At 70.9% G+C, this 22,029-nt stretch carries 17 protein-coding genes; 8 read left to right on the top strand and 9 right to left on the bottom strand.

Going from position 1 to position 22,029, the window contains the following annotated elements; genetic code table 11:
* Positions 1 to 13 precede the first annotated feature (13 nt).
* A complete protein-coding gene (locus COUCH_RS10685) occupies positions 14 to 463 on the bottom strand; it encodes a YchJ family protein (RefSeq protein ID WP_249611912.1) in 450 nt (149 codons plus the stop codon).
* Between the two features lie 162 nt (positions 464 to 625).
* Entirely contained in the window at positions 626 to 1,132 is a 507-nt protein-coding gene (locus COUCH_RS10680; RefSeq protein ID WP_307831129.1) for a methyl-accepting chemotaxis protein, read from the bottom strand.
* Between the two features lie 162 nt (positions 1,133 to 1,294).
* Between COUCH_RS10680 and COUCH_RS10675 the strand changes: the two genes are divergently transcribed.
* The 7 genes from COUCH_RS10675 to COUCH_RS10645 all read left to right on the top strand — a co-directional run bounded on the left by COUCH_RS10675 (position 1,295) and on the right by COUCH_RS10645 (position 14,180).
* On the top strand, positions 1,295 to 2,305 hold the full coding sequence (locus COUCH_RS10675; protein ID WP_249611911.1) for a LacI family DNA-binding transcriptional regulator: 1,011 nt from the start codon (positions 1,295 to 1,297) through the stop codon (positions 2,303 to 2,305).
* A 230-nt stretch (positions 2,306 to 2,535) separates the two neighbouring features.
* Positions 2,536 to 3,894, top strand: a complete 1,359-nt coding sequence (locus COUCH_RS10670; RefSeq protein WP_249611910.1) for an ABC transporter substrate-binding protein — start codon at positions 2,536 to 2,538, stop codon at positions 3,892 to 3,894.
* A gap of 14 nt (positions 3,895 to 3,908) precedes the next feature.
* The gene (locus tag COUCH_RS10665; RefSeq protein WP_249611909.1) at positions 3,909 to 4,811 is read left to right on the top strand and encodes a carbohydrate ABC transporter permease; all 903 of its coding nucleotides are present in this window, start codon (positions 3,909 to 3,911) and stop codon (positions 4,809 to 4,811) included.
* 9 nt (positions 4,812 to 4,820) lie between these two features.
* Complete coding sequence (locus COUCH_RS10660) at positions 4,821 to 5,789, top strand: carbohydrate ABC transporter permease (RefSeq protein ID WP_249611908.1); 969 nt, start codon at positions 4,821 to 4,823, stop codon at positions 5,787 to 5,789.
* Positions 5,790 to 5,824: 35 nt separating this feature from the next.
* Positions 5,825 to 7,426: a glycoside hydrolase family 13 protein gene (locus tag COUCH_RS10655; RefSeq protein ID WP_249611907.1), complete on the top strand. Its 1,602-nt coding sequence runs from the start codon at positions 5,825 to 5,827 to the stop codon at positions 7,424 to 7,426.
* 16 nt (positions 7,427 to 7,442) lie between these two features.
* Positions 7,443 to 10,223, top strand: a complete 2,781-nt coding sequence (locus COUCH_RS10650) for a discoidin domain-containing protein (RefSeq protein ID WP_249611906.1) — start codon at positions 7,443 to 7,445, stop codon at positions 10,221 to 10,223.
* A gap of 132 nt (positions 10,224 to 10,355) precedes the next feature.
* A complete protein-coding gene (locus COUCH_RS10645; protein ID WP_249611905.1) occupies positions 10,356 to 14,180 on the top strand; it encodes a discoidin domain-containing protein in 3,825 nt (1,274 codons plus the stop codon).
* A 57-nt stretch (positions 14,181 to 14,237) separates the two neighbouring features.
* Here COUCH_RS10645 and COUCH_RS10640 read toward each other — a convergent pair whose 3' ends face one another.
* The 6 genes from COUCH_RS10640 to COUCH_RS10615 form a co-directional block, all read right to left on the bottom strand.
* The gene (locus tag COUCH_RS10640; RefSeq protein ID WP_249611904.1) at positions 14,238 to 14,882 is read right to left on the bottom strand and encodes a hypothetical protein; all 645 of its coding nucleotides are present in this window, start codon (positions 14,880 to 14,882) and stop codon (positions 14,238 to 14,240) included.
* Positions 14,879 to 15,406 carry a SigE family RNA polymerase sigma factor gene (locus tag COUCH_RS10635; protein WP_249611903.1) on the bottom strand — a complete coding sequence of 176 codons (528 nt, stop codon included), beginning with the start codon at positions 15,404 to 15,406 and terminating at the stop codon, positions 14,879 to 14,881. The genes COUCH_RS10640 and COUCH_RS10635 overlap by 4 nt, the downstream gene beginning before the upstream one ends.
* A gap of 64 nt (positions 15,407 to 15,470) precedes the next feature.
* Positions 15,471 to 16,016 carry a hypothetical protein gene (locus COUCH_RS10630; RefSeq protein WP_249611902.1) on the bottom strand — a complete coding sequence of 182 codons (546 nt, stop codon included), beginning with the start codon at positions 16,014 to 16,016 and terminating at the stop codon, positions 15,471 to 15,473.
* Between the two features lie 168 nt (positions 16,017 to 16,184).
* Positions 16,185 to 16,433 carry a hypothetical protein gene (locus COUCH_RS10625; protein ID WP_430640916.1) on the bottom strand — a complete coding sequence of 83 codons (249 nt, stop codon included), beginning with the start codon at positions 16,431 to 16,433 and terminating at the stop codon, positions 16,185 to 16,187.
* Positions 16,434 to 16,501: 68 nt separating this feature from the next.
* Entirely contained in the window at positions 16,502 to 17,416 is a 915-nt protein-coding gene (locus tag COUCH_RS10620; RefSeq protein ID WP_249611900.1) for a MerR family transcriptional regulator, read from the bottom strand.
* A 39-nt stretch (positions 17,417 to 17,455) separates the two neighbouring features.
* Positions 17,456 to 18,124, bottom strand: coding sequence for a TetR/AcrR family transcriptional regulator (locus COUCH_RS10615; RefSeq protein ID WP_249611899.1), 669 nt, complete (start codon positions 18,122 to 18,124; stop codon positions 17,456 to 17,458).
* 94 nt (positions 18,125 to 18,218) lie between these two features.
* On the opposite strand from COUCH_RS10615, the gene COUCH_RS10610 reads away from it, so the two are divergent.
* Positions 18,219 to 19,418, top strand: a complete 1,200-nt coding sequence (locus COUCH_RS10610) for an FAD-dependent oxidoreductase (RefSeq protein ID WP_249611898.1) — start codon at positions 18,219 to 18,221, stop codon at positions 19,416 to 19,418.
* Here the strand turns inward: COUCH_RS10610 and ppdK are convergent.
* The gene (gene ppdK, locus COUCH_RS10605) at positions 19,328 to 22,018 is read right to left on the bottom strand and encodes a pyruvate, phosphate dikinase (protein ID WP_249611897.1); all 2,691 of its coding nucleotides are present in this window, start codon (positions 22,016 to 22,018) and stop codon (positions 19,328 to 19,330) included. The two genes, COUCH_RS10610 and ppdK, sit on opposite strands and share 91 nt — an antisense overlap.
* Positions 22,019 to 22,029 lie beyond the last annotated feature (11 nt).

Raw genomic sequence — 22,029 nt, 5'->3', positions numbered from 1 at the left:
AGATCACACGAGGTCAGATGTTGGCGAGGGCCCCGTCGGTAAGGATCGGACCCCAGTACACCCACTGACCGTCGTGCCGCACGAACCGGCTGCGCTCCCGCATCTCCCCGGGGCGGCCGCCGTCGCGGTAGTGCGCCCGGAACTCCACCACACCCTCGGCGTCGAACATCCCCCCGCCGCTGGACTCGAGCACGTCCAGCCCGGTCCAGCGCAGCTGCGCGTCCGGCTCGACGGACGCCGGCCGGGTCTGCGGGTGCCACGAGGCCAGCACGTACGCGGCGTCATCGAGCACGAAAGCGGCGTACCGCGAGCGCATCAGGGCCTCGGCCGTCGTGGGCGCCCGCCCCTGATGGGCGGGACCGCAACACTCCCCGTACGCCTGCCCCAGGCCGCAAGGACAGGCCCGGCCCTCCTCGAACCCACCCACACCCGCCGCCCGGCGCCGCGTCGCACGTTTGCCCATCCGCCTATTGTTCCCCGGCCGGCACCTCGACCGAGCGGTAGTAGCCGATCTTCTCCCGGATCTGGGCGCGCTGGAGGAGGAGTTCGTCGATGCGGCGGCCGGGCGTGTAGGTCGGCATACCCGGTGATTCTGCCCCGGGCGGGCGCCGCCGTGGGGGCGCGGTCAGCCGGCCTGCTGCTCCGCCACGATCCCGCTGATCACCTTCTGGCAGCGGTCGAGTTCCTCGATGAGGGCCTGCATCTCCTCGATCGCCGAGACCGCGTTCTGGGTGTCGGCGCGGATGCCGCCGACCTGGCCGCCGATCTCGTTGGTCGCGGTGGCCGTCTCGTTCGCCAGGTCCTTGACCTCGCTGGCCACGACGGCGAAGCCGCGGCCCGCCTCCCCGGCGCGGGCGGCCTCGATCGTGGCGTTGAGGGCGAGCAGGTTCGTCTGCTTGGCGATCGTCGCGATGAGCTGGACGACCTTGCCGATCTCCGTACTGCTGGCGTCGAGCCGCTGGATGACGGCGACCGCCGTCTCCGCGGCGCGTACGGCGGACCGCGTGGCCGTGGCCATGTCGCTGCTGACGTCGGCGAGCCGGTGCACCGAGTCGCCCGCCGCGGTCCCGTGGTGACCGGTGTCCTGCGGGTTCTCGCCGGTCCAGTCGCCGGCGGCATCCCATTCACTCATCGCGCACCACCCATCACTCGTCTCCGCACCAACATCCCATCTCGTCGCGGTGGTGCGGGCCGGTTTCCCTGGACTGGTGGAGTTCGCAAGTTCGGTCATCGATTCGTCCGGCGCTGCAAGACTCGGTTCAAGATTTTCACGGCGCTGACGTAAGATTCCGTCGTGACCAAACGTCTGGCCGAGGTGGCCAAGAAGGCGGGTGTCAGCGAGGCGACCGTCAGCCGGGTGCTCAACGGGCGCAGCGGGGTCTCCGAGGCGACCCGCGCGTCCGTGCTCACCGCGCTCGACGTGCTCGGCTACGAGCGCCCGACGAAGCTGCGCGGGGAGCGGGGGCGGCTCGTCGGCCTGGTCCTGCCCGAGCTGCAGAACCCGATCTTCCCGGCGCTCGCCGAGGTGGTGACCGCCTCGCTCGCCCAGCGCGGGTTCACCCCGGCGCTGTGCGCCCGCACGATCGGCGGTGTGCCGGAGCGCGACTACATCGAGATGCTGCTCGACCACCAGGTGTCGGGAGTCGTCTTCGCCGGCGGGTCGTACGCGCTGGCCGACGCCGAGCACGGCCACTACAAGCAGCTGCTCGACCGGCGGATGCCCGTGGTGATGGTCAACGGCGGCGTCGACGACCTCGGCTTCCCGCACATCTCCACCGACGACGCGGTCGCGGTGGAGCAGGCGTACGGCCATCTGCGCTCGCTCGGCCACGAGCGGATCGGCATGGTGCTGGGGCCCGAGGACCACGTGCCGTCGCGCCGCAAGCTCGCCGCGATCGCCGAGGCCGGGGGCTGGACGGACCCGGTGGAGCAGTGGCCGGTGGAGCGGACGACGTTCTCGATGGAGAGCGCCCGCCTGGCGGCCACCCGGTTGATCCAGCGCGGGATCACCGCGCTGATCTGCGCGAGCGACGTGCTGGCCCTGGGCTCGATCCGGGCCGCCCGGCGGCTGGGGCTCGACGTGCCCGCCGACGTGTCCGTCGTCGGCTTCGACGACAGCGCGCTGATGACGTGCACGGACCCGCCGCTGACCACCGTGCGCCAGCCGATCGAGCTGATGGGCCAGGCGGCCGTCGACGTGCTCGTGAAGCAGATCGAGGGCGCCGCGGCGTCCACCGACGAGCTGCTGTTCGAGCCGGAGCTCGTGGTGCGCGGCTCCACCGCTCCGGCGCCGTCGCGCTCGTGACGGGCGGCTGACCAGCACATTCATCACCATCACCAGGGCGGGCCCGGCGGGCCCGCCCTTCTTCGTGCCCCGATCCGGCAGAGTCGCAAATTTTCTACTTACCGTCGAGTTCTTGCGGGACCTCGTTTGACTTTGTATCGTCATCGCCACGAAACCTGACAGCGAGAGCCACGTCACATTTCGATCCACCCATAGGCGCGCACCCCATCCAGGAAGGGGCGTAATTCCCCATGTTCACCAGCAGGTTGCGCAGTGCCCTCGGGCTGCTGCTCGTCGCCGGGGTCGCCATGTCGGCCGCGGCGTGCGGCAGCGACGACGACGGAGGCGCGGCGAAGGACGGCAAGGTCACGCTCGTGATCAACGGCCTTCCGCCGGCCACCGAGAAGGCCACCCACGACCGTTTCCTCGCCAACGTCGCCGAGTTCGAGAAGGCCAACCCGAACATCAAGATCGACGCCCGCGAGGGCAAGATGGACCCGCAGACCTTCCCCGCGAAGCTCGCCGGTGGTCAGCTCGAGGACGTCTTCTACGTCTACTTCACCGACCCGGCCAACCTGATCGCCAAGCGGCAGGTCTCCGACATCAGCAAGTACGTCAAGGACTATCCGGTCGTCTCGCAGATCAAGCCCGAGGTGCTGCGGGTCTTCCAGGACGACAACAACAAGACGTACGGGCTGCCGTACAAGAACTACTCGATGGGGCTGCTCTACAACCGCGACCTGTTCACCAAGGCCGGGCTGGACCCGGACAACCCGCCCAAGACGTGGGCCGATGTCCGGACCGCGGCCAAGAAGATCGCCGGCCTCGGCAACGGCACCGTCGGGTACGGCGACTACAGCAAGAGCAACACCGGCGGCTGGCACTTCACCACGGAGCTGTACTCGCTCGGCGGCGAGGTCGCGGTGAACCAGGGCGGCACCTGGAAGGCGGCGTTCAACAGCCCCCAGGGCAAGCAGGTCCTGCAGCAGCTCAAGGACATGCGCTGGACCGACAACTCGATGGGCCAGAAGCAGCTGCTCGAGTGGGCGGACCTGCTGCAGCAGATGGGCTCCGGCAAGCTCGGCATGTACCTGGCCACCGCCGACAACATCCCCACGATCGTCAACCAGTACAAGGGCAAGTACGAGACGTACGGCCTGGGCCCGATCCCGGACGGCAAGGGCACGCTGGGCGGCGGTGAGGGTTACATGTTCAAGGCGGGCCTGAGCCCCGAGAAGATCCAGGCCGGCCTCAAGTGGCTGACGTTCTGGTTCACCTCGGCGGACCGCTACGAGGCCGAGAACAAGTGGTCGAGCGAGACCAAGCAGCCCGTGGGCCTGCCCGAGCCGGCCATCTTCACCGGCGCCGCGGCGCAGACCCAGGCCACGGCCGACAAGAAGTACGCCAACGTCCCGCAGCAGAACTACGCCCCGTTCGTGGCGAGCATGGGCTCGATCCCGGTCAAGCTCGAGCCGCCGAACGCGCAGCAGATCTACGCGACGCTCGACGTGGCGATGCAGAAGGTCCTCACCGACCGGAACGCGAACGTCGACCAGTTGCTGGCCGACGCCGAGACCCAGGTCAACCAGATCCTGGCCACCGTCAAGTGAGTGCTCTTCCCCCGGTGGCCCGCGCACGCGCTGCGCGCGCGGGCCACCTGCGCCGCAAAGCCTCCGACAACCTGCTGGCGTACGCCTTCATGGCCGCGGGCCTGGCGTGCTTCGCCTTCTTCTCGTGGTACCCGCTCGTCAAGGGCGTGATCCTCAGCTTCCAGCAGGACAACTTCGTGGTCCCGCCGTACTGGGTGGGGCTCGACAACTACCGCGCGCTCTTCGACGACCCGCTGTTCTGGACGGCCTGGAAGAACACGCTCTTCTTCACCGGGCTCGCCCTGGTCTTCGGGTTCGCCCTGCCGTTCTTCATCGCGGTGCTGCTCAACGAGTTCCGCCACTTCAGCGGCTACTTCCGGGTGCTGGTCTACCTGCCCGTCATGCTGCCGCCGATCGTCGCGGTGCTGCTGTGGCGCTACTTCTACGACCCCGGCGCCGGCCTGTTCAACACGCTGCTGCGTGGCGTCGGCCTGCCCGAGTCGCAGTGGACCCAATCGTCGAACACCGCCATGATCTCGCTGGTCCTCGTGTCGACCTGGGCGAACCTCGGCGGCGCGACGCTGATGTACCTGGCCGCGCTGCAGGGCATCCCCGGCGAGCTGTACGAGGCCGCCGAGCTGGACGGCGCGAGCATCTGGCAGCGGCTGCGGCACGTCACGTTCCCGCAGATGCGGTTCATCATGCTGGTCCTGCTGCTGCTGCAGATCATCGCGACCATGCAGGTGTTCATCGAGCCGTACGCCCTGACCGGCACGTCCAACCCGGACACGATCACGGTGATGGTCCTGGTCTACCGCTACGCCTTCACCGTCAACAACGACTTCGGCCTCGCCGCCGCGATGAGCGTGCTGCTGTTCGTCGTGCTCGGCGCGTTCTCCGCGCTGTACCTGCGGCTGACCCGCAGCAGCGGGGACTAGGAGACCACGATGACCCTCACCGCCCCGACGCAGACCCCGGCCGGCCCGGTGCCGCCGGCGCCCGCGCCGCCCCGCCGGAAGCGGCCGGTCGGCACCACCGGTACGGCGAGCCGGACGCTCATCTCCGCCGTCGACCTGCAACGGCACCGCACGCTCTACTTCCTCGCGCTGGGCGCCACCCTGCTGGTGTTCACGCTGGTGTTCCTCTTCCCGCTGTACTGGATGGTCACCAGCGCGGTGAAGTCGCCCGCCGAGTACGCCCAGAGCACCCCCACCTTCATCCCCGAGTCCTGGCACCCGGAGACGTACGCGACGGCGTGGACGAACATGCGGATCGCCAAGTACTTCACCAACACGGTGTTCTACGCGGTCGGCGGCTGGCTCATCTCGCTGATCGTCGACGTCGGCGTGGCGTACGCGCTCAGCAAGCTCAAGCCGGTGTTCGGCCGGGTGGTGCTCGGCGCGATGCTGGCCAGCCTGATGCTGCCGGCCGCCGCGCTGCTGGTCCCGGCGTACAAGACGGTCGTGGACGTGCCGCTGTTCCACGTCAACCTGCTCAACACGCCGTGGGCGCTGTGGCTGCCGGCCGCCGCCAACGCGTTCAACGTCTACGTGCTCAAGCGCTTCTTCGACCAGATCCCGAACGACCTGCTGGACGCGGCGGCCATCGACGGCGCGGGCCGGCTGCGCCAGCTGTGGTCGATCGTCCTGCCGCTGTCGCGACCGGTGCTGGGGGTCACCTCGATCTTCATCATCGTCGCGATGTGGAAGGACTTCCTCTGGCCGCTGCTGGTGCTGCAGGACCCGGAGTCGCAGACGCTGAGCGTCGCGCTGGCCCGGCTCGCCAACACCAGTCAGGTGCCGCCGACCGAGCTCATGGCGGGGCTGGCCATCGCGAGCGTACCCATGATCGTCGTCTTCCTGATCTTCCAGCGCAGCATCATCGGCGGACTCTCCGCGGGCTCGTTGAAGGGCTGACCGAGCCCCCCTTTCCGAACAGAAAGCAGGTCACAGTGACCGATCCCCGGCCCGGCTCCTGGTGGCGCGACGCGGTCATCTACCAGGTGTACCCGCGCAGCTTCGCCGACTCGGACGGCGACGGCGTCGGCGACATCGACGGGATCCGCGCGCGCCTCGGCCACCTGTCCGCCCTCGGCGTCGACGCGATCTGGATGAGCCCCTGGTACCCGTCCCCCATGGCCGACGCCGGGTACGACGTCGCCGACTTCCGCGACATCGATCCCGCCTTCGGCACCCTGGCCAAGGCCGAGGCGCTGATCGCCGAGGCGCACGCGGCCGGCATCCGCACGATCGTCGACATCGTGCCCAACCACGTCTCCAGCGAGCACGTGTGGTTCAAGAAGGCGCTCGCCGACCCGCGGGCGCCCGAGCGGGAACTGTTCTGGTTCCACCCGGGGCGCGGCGAGAACGGCGACGAGATGCCCACCGACTGGGTCGGCGAGTTCGGCGGCACGACGTGGACCCGCACGACGAACCCGGACGGCACCCCGGGTGACTGGTACCTGCACCTGTTCACCCCGGAGCAGCCCGACCTGAACTGGGACCATCCCCGCGTCCGCGCCGAGTTCGAGGACATCCTGCGGTTCTGGTTCGACCGCGGCGTCGACGGCATCCGGATCGACTCCGCCGCGCTGCTGTTCAAGGACCGGGCACTGCCGCCGGTGGTCGAGGGCGAGCGGCATCCGTTCCACGACCTCGACGAGGTGCACGAGGTCTACCGCGCGTGGCGCCGGGTGTCGGAGGGATACCCCGACCGGGCGCTCATCGGCGAGGTGTGGATGCCGGAGGTCGAGCGCTTCGCCAACTATCTGCGCCCCGACGAGCTGCACGCCGCGTTCAACTTCGACTTCCTCGGCTGTGCCTGGGACGCTGCGCTGATGCGCGCGTGCATCGACCGTACGCTCGACGCCCACCGCGCGGTCGGCGCGCCCGCCACCTGGGTGCTGTCCAACCACGACGTCACCCGGCACGTCACCCGGTACGGCCGCACCACCACGACGTTCAGCTTCGAGAACAACCTCGACGGCACGCCGGTCGACCTGGAGCTGGGCACCCGCCGCGCCCGCGCCGCCGCGCTGCTCTCGCTGTCGCTGCCCGGGGCCACGTACGTCTACCAGGGCGAGGAGCTCGGGCTCTGGGAGAACGAGAACATCCCCGTCGAACGCATGCAGGACCCGATGTACGCCCGCCGCGGGCACAGCCGCGACGGCTGCCGCGTCCCGCTGCCGTGGAGCGGCGACGAACCGCCGTTCGGCTTCTCCACCACGCAACCGTGGCTCCCCCAGCCGCCCGAGTGGAAGGACCGTACGGTCCAGGCCCAGACCGGCGACCCCAGCTCGATGCTTGAGCTGTACCGCTCGGCGATCGCCGCCCGCAAGGCGGAGCCCGGGCTGCACGGCCCGGACTTCGCGTGGCTGGACGCCGGGGCCGGCGTGCTCGCGTACCGCAGAGGGCCGCAGTTCGCGTGCGTCCTCAACCTGTCCCCGGAAGCCGTCGAGCTTCCGGCGCACCAATCCGTCCTGCTCCCCAGCAGCCAGCTCGAAGGCACCCTCCTTCCCCCGGACTCCGCAGTCTGGCTGCGCCTGGCCACCTGAGTCGAAAGGCATCCCCATGGCCCGCACCGTCCCCCGAACCCTGGCCGCCCTGGCCGCCACCGCGGTGGTGGCCTCGGCCGCCACCGCGATCGTCACCTGGACCGGAGCCCCGGCGCAGGCCGCCGGGCTCTCCCCCTTCGACGTCCCCGGACGCGGCGCCACCGTGCCGTTCGTCGAGCAGGAGGCGGAGGGTGCGGCCACCAACGGCACGAAGACCGGCACCAGCCGCTATTACGGCCAGCTGTCGTCGGAGGCGTCCGGCCGCGAGGCCGTCACCCTCGACGCGGCCGGCGAGTACGTCGAGTTCACCCTCACCAAGCCCGCCAACGCGATGACGTTCCGGTACAGCATCCCGGACGGCAACAACGGCGCGGGCCGTGACGCGTCGCTGGACGTACGGGCCAACGGCTCGGTCGTGAAGTCCGTACCGGTCACCTCGAAGTACAGCTGGTTCTACGGCGGATACCCGTTCAACAACAACCCGGGCGACTCGAACCCGCACCACTTCTACGACGAGGCCCGGACGATGTTCGGCACGACGTACGCGGCCGGCACGAAGATCCGCATCCAGGTCTCCTCGACCGCGCAGTCCCCCACCTTCACCATCGACCTGGCCGACTTCGAGAACGTGCCCGGCGAGATCGGCAAGCCGTCCGGTGCGATCGACGTGGTCGCCGACTACGGCGCCGACCCGACCGGCGCCACGGACTCGACGGCCAAGTTCCAGGCCGCGGTCAACGCCGGGTCCTCGTCCGGCCGCACAGTCTACGTGCCGCGCGGCAACTACACGCTCTACAGCCATGTCATCGTCGACCGGGTGACGCTGGCCGGGGCCGGGCCCTGGTACACCGTGCTCGGCGGCCGGCACCCGACCCAGCGCAACCAGGCCGCCGGCATCTACGGCAAGTACGTCGCCGACGGCGGCCCCAGCCAGAACGTCACGGTCCGCGACCTCGCGGTCATCGGCGACATCCGCGAGCGGGTCGACGACGACCAGGTCAACGCGTTCGGCGGCGCGATGAGCAACTCGACCATCGACAACGTCTGGATGCAGCACACCAAGGTCGGCGCGTGGATGGACGGGCCGATGGACCGGTTCACCATCAAGAACAGCCGGATCCTCGACCAGACCGCCGACGGGGTGAACTTCCACATCGGCGTCACCAACTCGACGGTCACCAACACGTTCGTCCGCAACACCGGCGACGACGGCCTGGCGATGTGGGCTCAGGACACGCCCAACGTGAACAACTCGTTCACCCACAACACCGTCGTGGCGCCGATCCTGGCGAACAACCTCGTCAGCTACGGCGGCCGGGACATCGTGATGACCGACAACGTCGTGTCCGACACGGTCACCAACGGCGGCGGCATCCACGTCGCGAACCGGTACCCGGGCGTCAACGGGCCCACCGCCGTGGCGGGCACGTGGACGCTGGCCCGCAACACACTGATCCGGGCCGGGAACTCCGACTACAACTGGAACTTCGGCGTCGGCGCGATCTGGTTCGACGGGCTCAACGCCCCGCTCACCGGCGCGGCGATCAACATCACCGACACAGACATCCTGGACAGCTCGTACGCGGCCCTGCACTGGATCGAGGGCCAGTCCAGCGGCATCCGGCTGAGCAACGTCAACATCGTCGGCGCCGGGACGTACGCCCTGCAGGTCCAGGCCCCCAGCCAGGTCACCTTCGACAACGTGCGGGCCAGCGGCATCGCCCAGCCCAAGCCGATCCACAACTGCGTCGGTTCCGGCTTCCAGATCACCCGGACCGGCACGAACACCGGCTGGTACACCGACACCCCGGACTGCGGACCGTGGCCCGCGCCGCAGTGGACCAACGGCTCGACCACCCCACCCCCGTCGGACCCGACCACCCCGCCCACCACGCCGCCCACGACGCCGCCCGCCAACGGGAACCTCGCTCAGGGCAAGGCCGTCACCACGTCCAGCGTGTCCGGGCCGTACACCGGCACGAACGCGGTGGACGGCAACGCGGCCACGTACTGGGAGAGCGCCAACGGTTCCTTCCCGCAGACGTTCACCGTGGACCTCGGCTCCTCGCAGAACGTCGGGCGGCTGGTGCTGAAGCTCCCGTCCGGCTGGGAGACGCGCTCGCAGACCATCGCGGTCTCCGGGTCGGCCGACGGCTCGTCGTACTCGTCGCTCGTGGGCGCGCAGGCGTACACGTTCAACCCGGCGAACGGGAACGCCGCGACGGTCACCCTGCCCACCGGCAACCGCCGCTACGTCCGCCTGACCTTCTCGGCCAACACGGGGTGGCCGGCGGGTCAGCTCGCGGAGCTCGAGGCGTACGCCGACGGCGGCAGCACCACCCCGCCCCCGACCACGCCACCGACCACGCCGCCGCCCACCGGGAACCTGGCCGCCGGGCACACCGTCACCGCGACCAGCCAGGCGGATGTCTACACCCCGGCGAACACGGTCGACGGCAACGCGAACACGTACTGGGAGAGCGCCAACAACGCCTTCCCGCAGTCGCTGACCGTGGACCTGGGGCAGAACCGCTCGGTCTCCCGGGTCGTGCTCAAGCTGCCGCCCGCGGCCGCCTGGGCCACGCGCACCGAGACATTGTCCGTACTGGGCTCCACCGACGGCTCGTCGTACGGCACCGTCAAGGGTTCGGCCGGCTACACCTTCAACCCCTCCTCGGGTAACACCGCGACCGTCACCTTCGCGGCGACGACGCAGCGCTACCTGCGGCTGACGTTCACCGGCAACACCGGCTGGCCCGCGGGTCAGCTCTCCGAGTTCGAGGTCTACGCCTCGTAGCAGTTCGAGGTCTACGCCTCGTAGCTGTACCCGGGGAGGGCGGCGAACCCACCGATCCGCCGCCCTCCCCGCCCCGCCCCCGCTCCCGTACGGAAGAAGGCGCGCGCCAGCATGTCCAGATTGCGACGAATTATGGTGGCTCTTGCCGCCGCCTCCCTCACCACCGCCGTCCTCCAGGTCGTCTCCCCCACCGCACCCGCCGCCGCGGCCGGACCCAACCTCGCCGCCGGCAAGACCTTCAGCGCCAGCAGCTTCGCCGACGTGTACGGCGCCGGCAACGCCGGCGACGGCAACGCGAACACGTACTGGGAGAGCGCCAACAACGCCTTCCCGCAGTGGCTGCAGGTCGACCTCGGCCAGGCCGTCAGCGTCAACCAGACCGTCCTCAAGCTGCCGCCGGCCACCGCCTGGCAGACGCGCACGCAGACCCTCGCCGTGCAGGGCAGCACCACCGGCTCCAACTTCTCCGACCTCAAGGCGAGCGCCGGTTACACGTTCAACCCGGCCACCGGCAACACCGTCACCATCGACTTCGGCGCGGCCACCACCCGCTACGTGCGCATCTCGGTCACCGGCAACACCGGCTGGCCGGCCGGGCAGATCTCCGAGCTGGAGGTGTACGGCCCGGCCACCGGCGACACCCAGGCACCGAGCGCGCCGGGCGGGCTCGCGTACAGCCAGCCGGCGAGCGGCCAGATCCGGCTGACGTGGACCGCGTCCACGGACAACGTCGGCGTCACCGGCTACGAGGTCTACGCCAACGGTTCGCTGCGCACCACGGTCGCCGGCAACGTGCTGACGTACCTGGACAACCAGCCCGACAGCGCGACGGTGCAGTACTACGTGCGGGCTCGCGACGCCGCCGGCAACGCCTCGGCGAACAGCAACACGGTGACGCGTACGGGCACCTCCGGTGACACCGTCGCGCCCACCACGCCGGGCACGCTGTCGTACACCCAGCCGGCGGCCGGGCAGGTCCGCCTCGAGTGGGGCGCGTCGTCCGACAACGTGGGCGTCACCGGCTACGAGGTGTACGCCAACGGCTCGCTCAAGACGACGGTGGCCGGCAACGTGCTCACGTACACCGACAACCAGCCGGCGAGCGCGACCGTGGCGTACTACGTCAAGGCCCGCGACGCCGCCGGGAACGTCTCCGCGGCGAGCAACACGGTCACCCGGACCGGCACCGTCACCGGCGGGACCAACCTCGCCGTGGGCAAGCCCATCACCGCCTCGTCGACCGTCTTCACGTTCGTCGCCACGAACGCGAACGACAACGACACGGCCACGTACTGGGAGGGCAGCGCGTACCCGGCGAACCTGACCGTCTCGCTCGGCGCCAATGCCACCACCAGCTCCGTCGTGGTCAAGCTCAACCCGTCGACCGAGTGGGGTACGCGGACCCAGACGTTCTCCGTTCTCGGGCGGGAGCAGAGTGCGAGCGCGTTCACCACGCTCGTGAACTCGGCGACGTACACGTTCAACCCGGGCAGCGGCAACACGGTGACCATCCCGGTCAGCGCGACCGCCGCGGACGTCCGGCTGAGCTTCACCGCCAACAGCGGCGCGCCCAGCGGCCAGGTCGCGGAGTTCCAGGTCATCGGCGTGCCCGCGCCGAACCCCGACCTCACCATCAGCGGCATGTCGTTCTCGCCGTCCGCGCCGGTCGAGACCGACGCCGTCACGCTCATCGCCACCGTCCGCAACGCCGGGAACGCCGGTAGCCCCGCCACGACGGTGAACTTCTACCTCGGCAGCACCAAGGTGGGCACCGCGAACGTCGGCGCGCTGGCGGCCGGGGCGTCCACCACGGTCACCGCGAACATCGGCGCCCGCGACGCGGGCACGTACACCCTGAGCGCCAAGGTGGACGAGGCCGACGCGGTCATCGAGCAGAACGACGCGAACAACGCGTACACGAATCCGGGCGACCTCGTGGTCGCGCCAGTCTCCAGCTCCGACCTCGTCGCCTCGGTGGTCAGCTGGTCGCCGTCGAACCCGTCGGCGGGCCAGACGGTCACCTTCAGCGTCACCATCCGCAACCAGGGCACCGCCGCCTCGGCCGGCGGGTCGCACGGCGTCACCGTGACGGTCCTCGGCGACAACGGCTCGGTCGTGAAGACCCTGACCGGCTCGTGGTCCGGCACGCTCGCGCCGGGCGCGTCGTCGCCGGCGATCAACCTCGGCACGTGGACCGCGGTCAACGGCAAGTACACGGTCCGCACGGTGCTGGCGAACGACACCAACGAGCTGCCGGTCAAGCAGGGCAACAACACCAGCGAGAAGCCGTTCTTCGTCGGCCGCGGCGCCAACATGCCGTATGACATGTACGAGGCCGAGGACGGCACCGTCGGCGGCGGTGCCCAGGTGGTCGGCCCCAACCGCAAGGTCGGCGACGTGGCCGGCGAGGCGTCCGGGCGCAAGGCGGTCACGCTGAACGCCACCGGCGCGTACGTGCAGTGGACGACGCGGGCAGCGACCAACACGCTCGTGGCGCGCTTCTCCATCCCCGACAACACGACCAGCTCGATCAACGTGTACGTCAACGGGTCGCTCAACAAGACGCTGCCGCTGACCTCGCGCTACGCGTGGCTGTACGGCAACGAGACCGCGCCGCAGAACTCGGGCACCGGCCCGCGGCACATCTACGACGAGGCGAACATCATGCTCTCCGGCTCGTACCCGGCCGGCAGCACGATCAAGCTGCAGAAGGACTCCGGCAACGGGGGGAACATCGCGATCGACTTCATCAACACCGAGCAGGTCGCGCCCGTCGCCAACCCCAACCCGGCCACGTACGTGGTGCCCACCGGCTTCGACCAGCAGTCCGTGCAGGCGGCGCTGGACGCGGCCCGGATGGACACCAGCAAGGTCGGCGTCTACCTCCCGCCGGGCGACTACCAGACCTCGAACAAGTTCCAGGTGTACGGCAAGGCGACCCAGGTCGTCGGCGCCGGCCCCTGGTACACGAGGTTCTTCACGCCGCAGAACCAGTCGGAGACCGACGCGGGCTTCCGGGCCGACTCGACGGCGAACGGCTCCACGTTCAAGAACTTCGCGTTCTTCGGCAACTACACGATCCGCCAGGACGGCCCGGGCAAGGTGTTCGACTTCGCCAACGTCGCCAACGTGACGATCGACAACATCTGGGCCGAGCACACGGTCTGCCTCTACTGGGGCGCGAACACCGACCACATGGTCATCAGGAACTCGCGCATCCGGAACCTGTTCGCCGACGGCGTCAACATGACCAACGGCAGCACCGACAACCTGGTCGACAACAACGACGCCCGGGCCACCGGCGACGACAGCTTCGCGCTGTTCTCGGCGATCGACGCGGGCGGCTCCGACGAGATCAACAACGTCTACTCCAACCTGTCCACCACGCTCACCTGGCGCGCCGCGGGCATCGCGGTCTACGGCGGGTACGCCAACACGTTCAAGAACATCTACATCGCGGACACCCTGGTCTACTCGGGCATCACGATCAGCTCGCTGGACTTCGGCTACCCGATGAACGGCTTCGGCGCGAACCCGCCGACCGTGTTCGACAACATCTCGATCGTCCGCGCCGGCGGCCACTTCTGGGGCGCGCAGACGTTCCCGGCGATCTGGGTGTTCTCCGCGTCGAAGGTGTTCCAGGGCATCCGGGTCAGCAACGTCGACATCGTCGACCCCACGTACTCGGGCATCATGTTCCAGACCAACTACACCGCGCCCGGCAGCCCGCAGAACCCGATCAAGGACACGGTCTTCACCAACGTGTCGATCAGCGGGGCGCAGAAGAGCGGCGACGAGTTCGACGCCAAGTCCGGCTTCGGTATCTGGGCCAACCCGATGCCGGAGGCCAACCAGGGCCCGGCGGTCGGCTCGGCCACGTTCACCAACCTGCGCCTGACCAACAACTGGCGCGACATCGAGAACACCACGTCCACGTTCACCATCGTCCGTAACTGACCGCTGCGGCTCCTCAAGCGCGCGGCCCGCTGCCTGCGGGTCGCGCGCTTTGCCGTGTCAGTAGCAGAGGCCGGTGCTCTTCGGCATGCCGTAGTCCGCGCACTGGACGTCGCTGCCCTCGCCGGCCTTCTTCCACGTCTTGGTGCTGCGCGTGTACTTGAAGATGATGACGCCGTCGCCCTGCTGCTCCGGGCTCGGCGCGGTGACGCCGGCGGTGGCCCAGCCCTGCGAGCACCGGATGTCGGCCGGCTTGATCCGGTATCCGGCGGGCAGCCCCGCGGCGTCCTCGAGGGTCGCCGCGCTCACCGGGCAGCCGGTGTCCGGCGGCCGGCTCGACGAGGAGGTCCTCGGCGACGACGGTCGGTGGGTCGTCTCCCGGCGGGTGGGCGTCGTCCCGGCGGGCGTGACGGTCCTGCGGGGGGTCGCGGTCGTGGCCGGCGTGCTCGGTTCGGCGCTGACGCTGGGGTCGGCGCTGGGCACGGTGGCCGGCGGCAGCACCGGCGACTGCTGCCGTTGCGCGAGCGCGACGGGGACACCGATGGCGAGAACGGCCGCGGCGACCGCGCCACCGGATGCGATCGCGCGGCGGCGGGCGAGCCGGCGGGAGGTGCGCAGGGTCCGGTCGTAGAGGTCGGTGCTGCCACCGTGCTCGGCGAGCCCGGCCATGGCCCGGCGCAGCACGGGCAGGTCGTCGTCGCTCATCGGGCTGCTCCTTCGGCCGCCGAGGACCCGATCAGGTCCGGGGCGATGGCCCGCAGACGGGACAGGGCCTTGCTGGTCTGGCTCTTGACGGTGCCGATCGAGCAGGACAGCTGGGCGGCGGCCTCGGCCTCCGTGCGGTCCTCGAAGTAGCGCAGCACCAGGACGGTGCGCTGCCGCGGGGTCAGCCGGGCGAGCGCCTGGTGCAGGCTGACCTGCAGGTCGACCCGGGCGCTGTGGTCGCGTACCGGGTCGGCCCGGTCGAGCAGATCGCTGTCCAGGGACTCGGCGAACCGCCGGCGTCGCCACCGGCTGACGTGCAGGTGGTACATCGCGGTACGGGTGTACGCCTCGAAGTGACCCTCGTCAGCGAGCTTGCGCAACGCCCGGTGGGTGCGGGCGAGCGCGTCCTGCACGAGGTCCTCGGCCAGATGCCGGTCGCCGGTCAGCAGGAACGCGGTGCGCAGGAGGGCCGGCGTGCGCGCCCGCACGAACTCGCTGAAGTCGGCCGCGATCGGACCGTCCACGCCGGCTCCACCCCCGTGTCACTGCCGGTCAACCCGGATCACTTCGAGGCGGCACTGTACCGCGTCAGTCCCGGGCCGAGCAGAAGCCGGTGCTCTTCGGGATGCCGTAGTCCGCGCAGTCGAGCGAGCTGCCCTCGCCCATCTTCTTCCACGTCTTCGAGCCGGCCGTGTACTTGAACAGGATGACGCCGTCGCCCTGCTGCTCGGGGGTCGGTGCGGTGACCCCGGCCGTGGCCCAGCCCTGGGAGCAGCGGACGTCGGCGGCCTTGATGCGATATCCCGCGCTCAGGTGGGCCGCCCGCTGCAGGGTCGCGGCCTGCACCGGGCAGCCGTCGGTTCCCGCCGCCAGCCGGGTGGCCGTCGGCCGGGGCGCCTGAGTGGCCGTCGGCCGGGGCCCTCGAGTGGCCGTCGGCCGGGGCGCCTGGGTGGCGGTCGGCTCGGCCGTCGCGGTGGGAGCCGGTTCCGTCGCGGATCCGGCCGGGCCGGCGGCCGCCGTGGACGACGGCGCCGAGCCCGCCGCGGGGGCGACCAGCTCCTGGTCGCCGCAACCGGTCAGGACGAGCAGGGCGGCACCGGCGACGACGCCCGGGACGAGGGTGCGCAAGCGCATGGGAGAGACCTCTTCATCGGTAGGTGTGGAAGACGAGCACGTCCGCGCCTGCTTCACCGGTATCCGCCTGCGCCGTGAGTGCCGCCGGGCCCGGCAGCCGCTCACATCCGGGTACACGCCACCGTCGCCGGCGGGGTTGCCGCCCGTACCGAAAAACTTTTCCCGGCGTCAGGACCGGCGGTCCGGCCGCAGGGACGGGCCGGGCGTGCCGACGCGGCGCAGGCCGGCCGCCCGGACGAAGATCCGCCGCCGGGCCACGGCCTGCCCGCGGCCGTCCAACTGGTACCCGTCCAGCCAGACCCAGCCGGCGTACGTGGGCCGCGCGTCCACGGCGATGATGCGGAACGCGAAGCCGGACCGGCCGGTGAACTGCACGCTGGCGGCCCGTCCCACGAGCACCACGTCTCCGGGGCTCACGGGTGGTCCGCCCTCGGTCATGGCTCAGGCACCTCCGGCCGCGCAGGCCGGAACTCACCGGCCCAGCTTCACCCTGTTCCGTCGGGGCGCGCCCGGCAATCGCCCGCACGGATATGGCACTCGTCCGGCCGGGCCGTCAGGGCGCGGACGAACCAGTCGACCGCGGGCTTCGTGGGTTCGGTCGGCTCCCAGCCGTTCACGACCGACAGCAGAGCGTTGTACCGGTCCCACCGCTCGTCGCCGGCCGTGCGCAACGTGTCGAGCACCGGACCGTCGAACTCGGCGGCCAGTGCGGCGACGGCCGCGGCGGCCCGGGGCGACTCCGGCTGCACGCCGCCGGCGAGCGCCGGCCGGGCGAGCTCGCGGGCGGCCGCCACGGGGTCCCGACGCGGCGGCGCATCCGGGTCGTGGCCGGTCAGGTGCGCGGCGACCAGGGCGCTCAGGCTGTCGCGGAAACCCGCGTCCTCCACGAGCGACATCAGCTCGATCCAGGCGTCCCACTGCTCGGCGGTGGGATCCTCCGGCAGCTCCGGGGTCAGCGAGCGGCGGATTCCCGCGTACGCCGGTGGGCACCCGGCGAACGCGGCGTCGAGGAAGTCGTCCACCAGCCGTTCCCGCTCGCCCGCCACCAGGTCGAGCAGCAGCCGTACGCGATCCGGCGAAGCACCCGTGGCGACGCGCGACAGGACCGCCCGGCGCAGCCGCAGGACCCGCATCTGCACGTCGACGGCGGCGGCGTGGGCGGCGGCGACCTCGGTGAGCTGCGCGTCGCCGCGTACGACGCGGGTGATCGCGGCCAGGTCCAGGCCCAGCTCGCGCAGCGTACGGACCAGCGTGAGGCGCGCCACGGCGTCGTGGTCGTAGCGGCGGCGGCCCGCGGAGTCACGGCGGGAGGGCGGCACGAGGCCCCGGTCGGAGTAGAACCGGATCGTCTTCACCGTCAGGCCCGTACGCCGGGCCAGCTCGCCGATTGCGAAGTCCATGCGCCTCACCCTGCCTCCTCCCCCGGCGGGAGGAGCAAGTCAGCGGCTCCCGCCCCGCCCGTGGACGGCCTCGATGCCGGCGAGGAACAGGTCCACGCCGGCCAGGAACTGCTCGCGGTCGTCGTGCTCGTGCAGCTGTGCCGCGGCCTTGTGCAGGCGTGGGTATCGGGCGGGGTCGAGCCGCTCCCACTGCGCCGCGACCGCCGCGAGGGAAGCCGTCCGGTGCGCACCGGCCCGGGCGGTCGCCGCGTTCTGGCCGGCCACGCCGAGGATGTAGTTCACCAGGGCGCCCGCCGAGTCGAACAACGCCGGCTCCGGGACGCCGAGCGCCTCGAGGTGCGCCCCGATGCTCTCGTAGACGTCCAGCAGCGCGGGCCGCCACGGCTCACGCCCGAGCTGGGCGCCCGCCCACGGGTGCGCGGTGATCGCGTCGAACAGGCTGAGGGCGACCGCCCGCAGCGTCTCCCGCGGCTCCGGTTCCGCCGCTGCACCGGCCACGGCGCGGGCGATGACGTCCTCGGCGGCGGCGGCGAGCAGGTCGCTCTTGTTCTCGACGTGGTGGTACAGCGCCCCGTACCCGGTGTTCAGGCGGACGGTCAGCGCGCGCAGAGTCAGCGCGTCCTCGCCGTCGGCGTCGAGGATCTGCGTGGCGGCCTCGACGATCACTTCTCTCGACAGCGCGTCCGTACGCCGAGTCCTGGTCACCATGCGCCCAGTCTGGCACGGATCACACTTTTGGATTGTCGCTCCAAACGTGTGCTAGTTTTGGAGCGTCAATCCAAACGACGGAAGCGAGCGCCCCATGACACCCGTGACGATCGTCGGCGCCGGCCTCGGCGGCCTGGTCCTGGCCCGGGTCCTGCGCGTGCACGGCATCCCGGCCACGGTCTACGAGGCGGAGCCCTCGCCGGCCGCGCGCACCCAGGGCGGCCTGCTCGACATCCACCCTTGGAACGGCCGGCCGGCGCTCGAGGCAGCCGGCCTGCTCGAGGAGTTCCGCGCCCTCGTGCTGCCGGGGCGCGAGTCGTACCGGATCCTCGACCGCGACGGCACCGTCTGGCTCGACCTGCCCGACGACGGCACCGGCGAGCGGCCCGAGGTGCCCCGCGGCGAGCTGCGCCGAATCCTGCTCGACTCGCTCCCCGAGGGCACCGTGCGCTGGGGACACAAGGTCGTCGCCGTACGGCCGCTGGGCGCGGGCCGGCACGAGGTGGTCTTCGCCGACGGCACCACGGTCGCCACCAGCCTCCTGGTGGGTGCGGACGGCGCCTGGTCCCGGGTCCGGCCGCTGCTGTCCGGCGCCACCCCCGCGTACGCCGGCGTCTCCACGGTCGAGACGTTCCTGCTCGACAGCGACACCCGCCACCCCGCCGCGGCCGCGCTGGTGGGCGACGGGTCGTTGATGGCGCTCGCGCCCGGCCGGGGGATCCTGGCCCACCGGGAGCGCGGCGGCACCCTGCACGTCTACGGCCAGCTGCTGAAGCCGGAGGGCTGGCTCGCCGGCATCGACTTCACCGATCGCGAGGCCGCGGCGGCACGCGTCGCCGAGGAGTTCGCCGGCTGGGCACCCGAGCTCACCGCCCTCATCACCGAGGGCGACACTCCCCTGGTGCCGCGCCCGATCCACGCGCTGCCCGCCGACCATCACTGGCAGCGGGTGCCCGGGGTGACCCTGCTCGGCGACGCCGCCCACCTGGCACCGCCCAACGGCGAAGGCGCGAACGTGGCGATGCTCGACGGTGCCGAGCTCGGCCGCGCCATCGCCGCACACCCCGGCGACGCGGAGGCCGCGCTCGCCGGATACGAGCACGGCCTGTTCCCGCGTGCGGCGGCGGCAGCCGCGGAGGGCGCCGACTACCGGCTGATGTTCGCCGACGACGCGCCCCACGGCGTCATCGCCATGTGGACCGGTCAGCGGCTGTCGGACTCCCCTCCGGAAACCGCCGCCCGGCCTGCCTCCAGCCTCGCGACCGGCACCCGGAACGGCGAGCAGGACACGTAGTCGAGCCCGACCTCGTGGAAGAAGTGCACCGACTCCGGGTCGCCGCCGTGCTCGCCGCAGACGCCGAGCTTGAGCTCCGGCTTCACCGCGCGGCCCTCCTCAGCGGCGATCCGGATGAGCCTGCCGACGCCGTCGCGGTCGATGGACTCGAACGGTGAGATGCCGAAGATGCCCAGCTCGAGGTAGCGCCAGAAGAAGGCGCCCTCGACGTCGTCGCGGGAGAAGCCCCAGCCCATCTGGGTGAGGTCGTTGGTGCCGAACGAGAAGAAGTCCGCCGCCTCGGCGATCTGGCCCGCGGTCAGTGCCGCGCGCGGCACCTCGATCATCGTGCCGATCTGGACCCGGACGCCGGTGCCGCCGATCACCTCGGCGACGATCTGCTCGCACTCGCGGCGCACCGTCTCGAGCTCCTGCACGGCGCCGACCAGCGGCACCATGATCTCCGGCCGCGGGTCGAGGCCCTCGGCGGCGAGCTGCGCCGCCGCCTCCGCGATCGCCCGGACCTGCATCGCGAACAGACCCGGGATGACCAGGCCCAGGCGTACGCCGCGCAGCCCCAGCATCGGGTTCTGCTCGTGCATCCGGCGTACGGCGTCGAGCAGGCGTTCCTCGTCGGCGTGCGCCTCACCCCGCTCGCGGGCCAGCGCGACGGTCACGGCCAGCTCCTCCAGCGACGGCAGGAACTCGTGCAGCGGCGGGTCGATCAGCCGCACGGTCACCGGCAGCCCGTCCATGGCCCGGAACAGGTCGACGAAGTCGGCGCGCTGCAGCGGCAGCAGGGCGGCGAGCGCGTCGTTGCGGGCGCTCTCGCTGACGGCGAGGATCAGCCGCTCGACCAGTTCCTTGCGGTCGCCGAGGAACATGTGCTCGGTGCGGCACAGCCCGATGCCCTCCGCGCCGAAGCGCCGGGCCCGGGCCGCGTCCGCGCCGGTGTCGGCGTTGGTGCGTACGACGAGCCGCCGGCTGGCGTCGGCGTGGTCCATGATCAGGTGTACGGCCTCCACGAGCGACGAGTCGACGGTCTCGCCCTCGAAGTACTGCACGACCTCGGAGGGGCGTACGGGCACCGCGCCCAGGTAGACGCAGCCGCTGGTGCCGTCGACGGAGATGACGTCGCCCTCGCTGACCGTACGGCCGTTCACCGTGAACCGGTCCGCGGCGATCTCCAGCTGGTCCGCGCCGCACACGCAGGTCCGGCCCATGCCCCGGGCCACCACCGCGGCGTGGCTGGTCTTGCCGCCCCGGGCGGTGAGGATGCCCTTGGCGGCGATCATGCCGGCCAGGTCCTCGGGGTTCGTCTCGCGCCGGACCAGGATCACGTCCTCGCCCGCGGCGGCCAGCTCGGTCGCCCGCTGCGCGCTGAAGACCGCCTTGCCGGACGCCGCGCCGGGCGACGCGCCGATCCCCCTGGTCAGCGCCGCCGGCTCCCCGGACAGGTCGAAGCGGGGGAACATCAGCTGCGCCAGCTGGGCCCCGGAGACGCGGCGCAGCGCCTCATCGAGGTCGATCATGCCCTCGTTCACCAGCTGACCCGCGATCCGGAACGCGGCCGCGGCCGTCCGCTTGCCGACCCGGGTCTGCAGCATCCACAGCTTGCCGCGCTCGATGGTGAACTCGATGTCGCACAGGTCGCGGTAGTGGCCCTCGAGCTTGGCCATGATCTCGAGGAGCTCGTCGTACGAGCGCCGGTCGAGGTTCTTCAGCTCCTCGAGCGGGACGGTGTTGCGGATGCCGGCGACGACGTCCTCGCCCTGGGCATTTGCGAGGTAATCACCGTAGATGCCCTGGGCTCCACTGGCCGGGTCGCGGGTGAAGGCGACGCCCGTGCCGGAGTCGGGGCCGAGGTTGCCGAAGACCATCGCGACCACGTTGACGGCCGTGCCGAGGTCGGCCGGGATGCGCTCCTGGCGCCGGTAGAGCACCGCGCGTTCGGCATTCCAGGAGCGGAACACCGCCTCCGTGGCCAGCCGCATCTGCTCGCGCGGGTCCTGCGGGAACTCGTATCCGGTGTGCTTGGCGAAAATGCGCTTGTACGCCTGCACCAGCGCGCGCAGGTCGTCGGCGTCGAGGTGCAGATCGTCGGTGCCGCCCTTGGCCTTTTTCGCGTCTTCCAGGGCGTCGGAGAATTCCTCGCCCGGCACGTCGCACACCGTTTTGCCGAACATCTGGATCAGCCGCCGGTACGAATCCCAGGCGAACCGGTGGTCGCCGCCGGCCTGCGCGGCGAGCCCCTCGACGCAGGCGTCGGTGAGCCCGACGTTGAGCACGGTCTCCATCATTCCGGGCATCGAGAACGCCGCCCCCGAACGTACGGAGACCAGCAGCGGGTCGGCCGGATCACCGAGCCGGCGGCCCATCGTGCGCTCCAGCACGGCGAGATGCCCGTCGATCTCCTCGGCCAGCCCGGCGGGGTTGCGCCCGGTCGCGAGGTACGCCTGGCAGGCCTTCGTGGTGACGGTGAATCCGGCCGGCACGGGCAGCCCGAGGCGGGTCATCTCGGCCAGGTTCGCGCCTTTGCCGCCGAGGAGCTCCTTGAGGTCCTTGTGACCTTCCGAAAAATCGTAGACGTACTTCTCCCCGGCCATGTCTTCACCGGCCATCCTGCGCCTCC

The organism is Couchioplanes caeruleus (genome assembly GCF_023499255.1).
GTDB lineage: Bacteria > Actinomycetota > Actinomycetes > Mycobacteriales > Micromonosporaceae > Actinoplanes > Actinoplanes caeruleus_A.
The sequence above is the reverse complement of the archived record's forward strand: the minus strand, read 5'-3'. Positions and strand labels throughout refer to the sequence as shown.

Coding starts and splice junctions, on each gene's coding strand:
- COUCH_RS10685 (WP_249611912.1), bottom strand. CDS start 463: ATGGGCAAACGTGCGACGCGGCGCCGGGCGGCGGGTGTGGGTGGGTTC.
- COUCH_RS10680 (WP_307831129.1), bottom strand. CDS start 1,132: ATGAGTGAATGGGATGCCGCCGGCGACTGGACCGGCGAGAACCCGCAG.
- COUCH_RS10670 (WP_249611910.1), top strand. CDS start 2,536: ATGTTCACCAGCAGGTTGCGCAGTGCCCTCGGGCTGCTGCTCGTCGCC.
- COUCH_RS10660 (WP_249611908.1), top strand. CDS start 4,821: ATGACCCTCACCGCCCCGACGCAGACCCCGGCCGGCCCGGTGCCGCCG.
- COUCH_RS10650 (WP_249611906.1), top strand. CDS start 7,443: ATGGCCCGCACCGTCCCCCGAACCCTGGCCGCCCTGGCCGCCACCGCG.
- COUCH_RS10645 (WP_249611905.1), top strand. CDS start 10,356: ATGGTGGCTCTTGCCGCCGCCTCCCTCACCACCGCCGTCCTCCAGGTC.
- COUCH_RS10640 (WP_249611904.1), bottom strand. CDS start 14,882: ATGAGCGACGACGACCTGCCCGTGCTGCGCCGGGCCATGGCCGGGCTC.
- COUCH_RS10630 (WP_249611902.1), bottom strand. CDS start 16,016: ATGCGCTTGCGCACCCTCGTCCCGGGCGTCGTCGCCGGTGCCGCCCTG.
- COUCH_RS10620 (WP_249611900.1), bottom strand. CDS start 17,416: ATGGACTTCGCAATCGGCGAGCTGGCCCGGCGTACGGGCCTGACGGTG.
- COUCH_RS10615 (WP_249611899.1), bottom strand. CDS start 18,124: ATGGTGACCAGGACTCGGCGTACGGACGCGCTGTCGAGAGAAGTGATC.
- COUCH_RS10610 (WP_249611898.1), top strand. CDS start 18,219: ATGACACCCGTGACGATCGTCGGCGCCGGCCTCGGCGGCCTGGTCCTG.
- ppdK (WP_249611897.1), bottom strand. CDS start 22,018: ATGGCCGGTGAAGACATGGCCGGGGAGAAGTACGTCTACGATTTTTCG.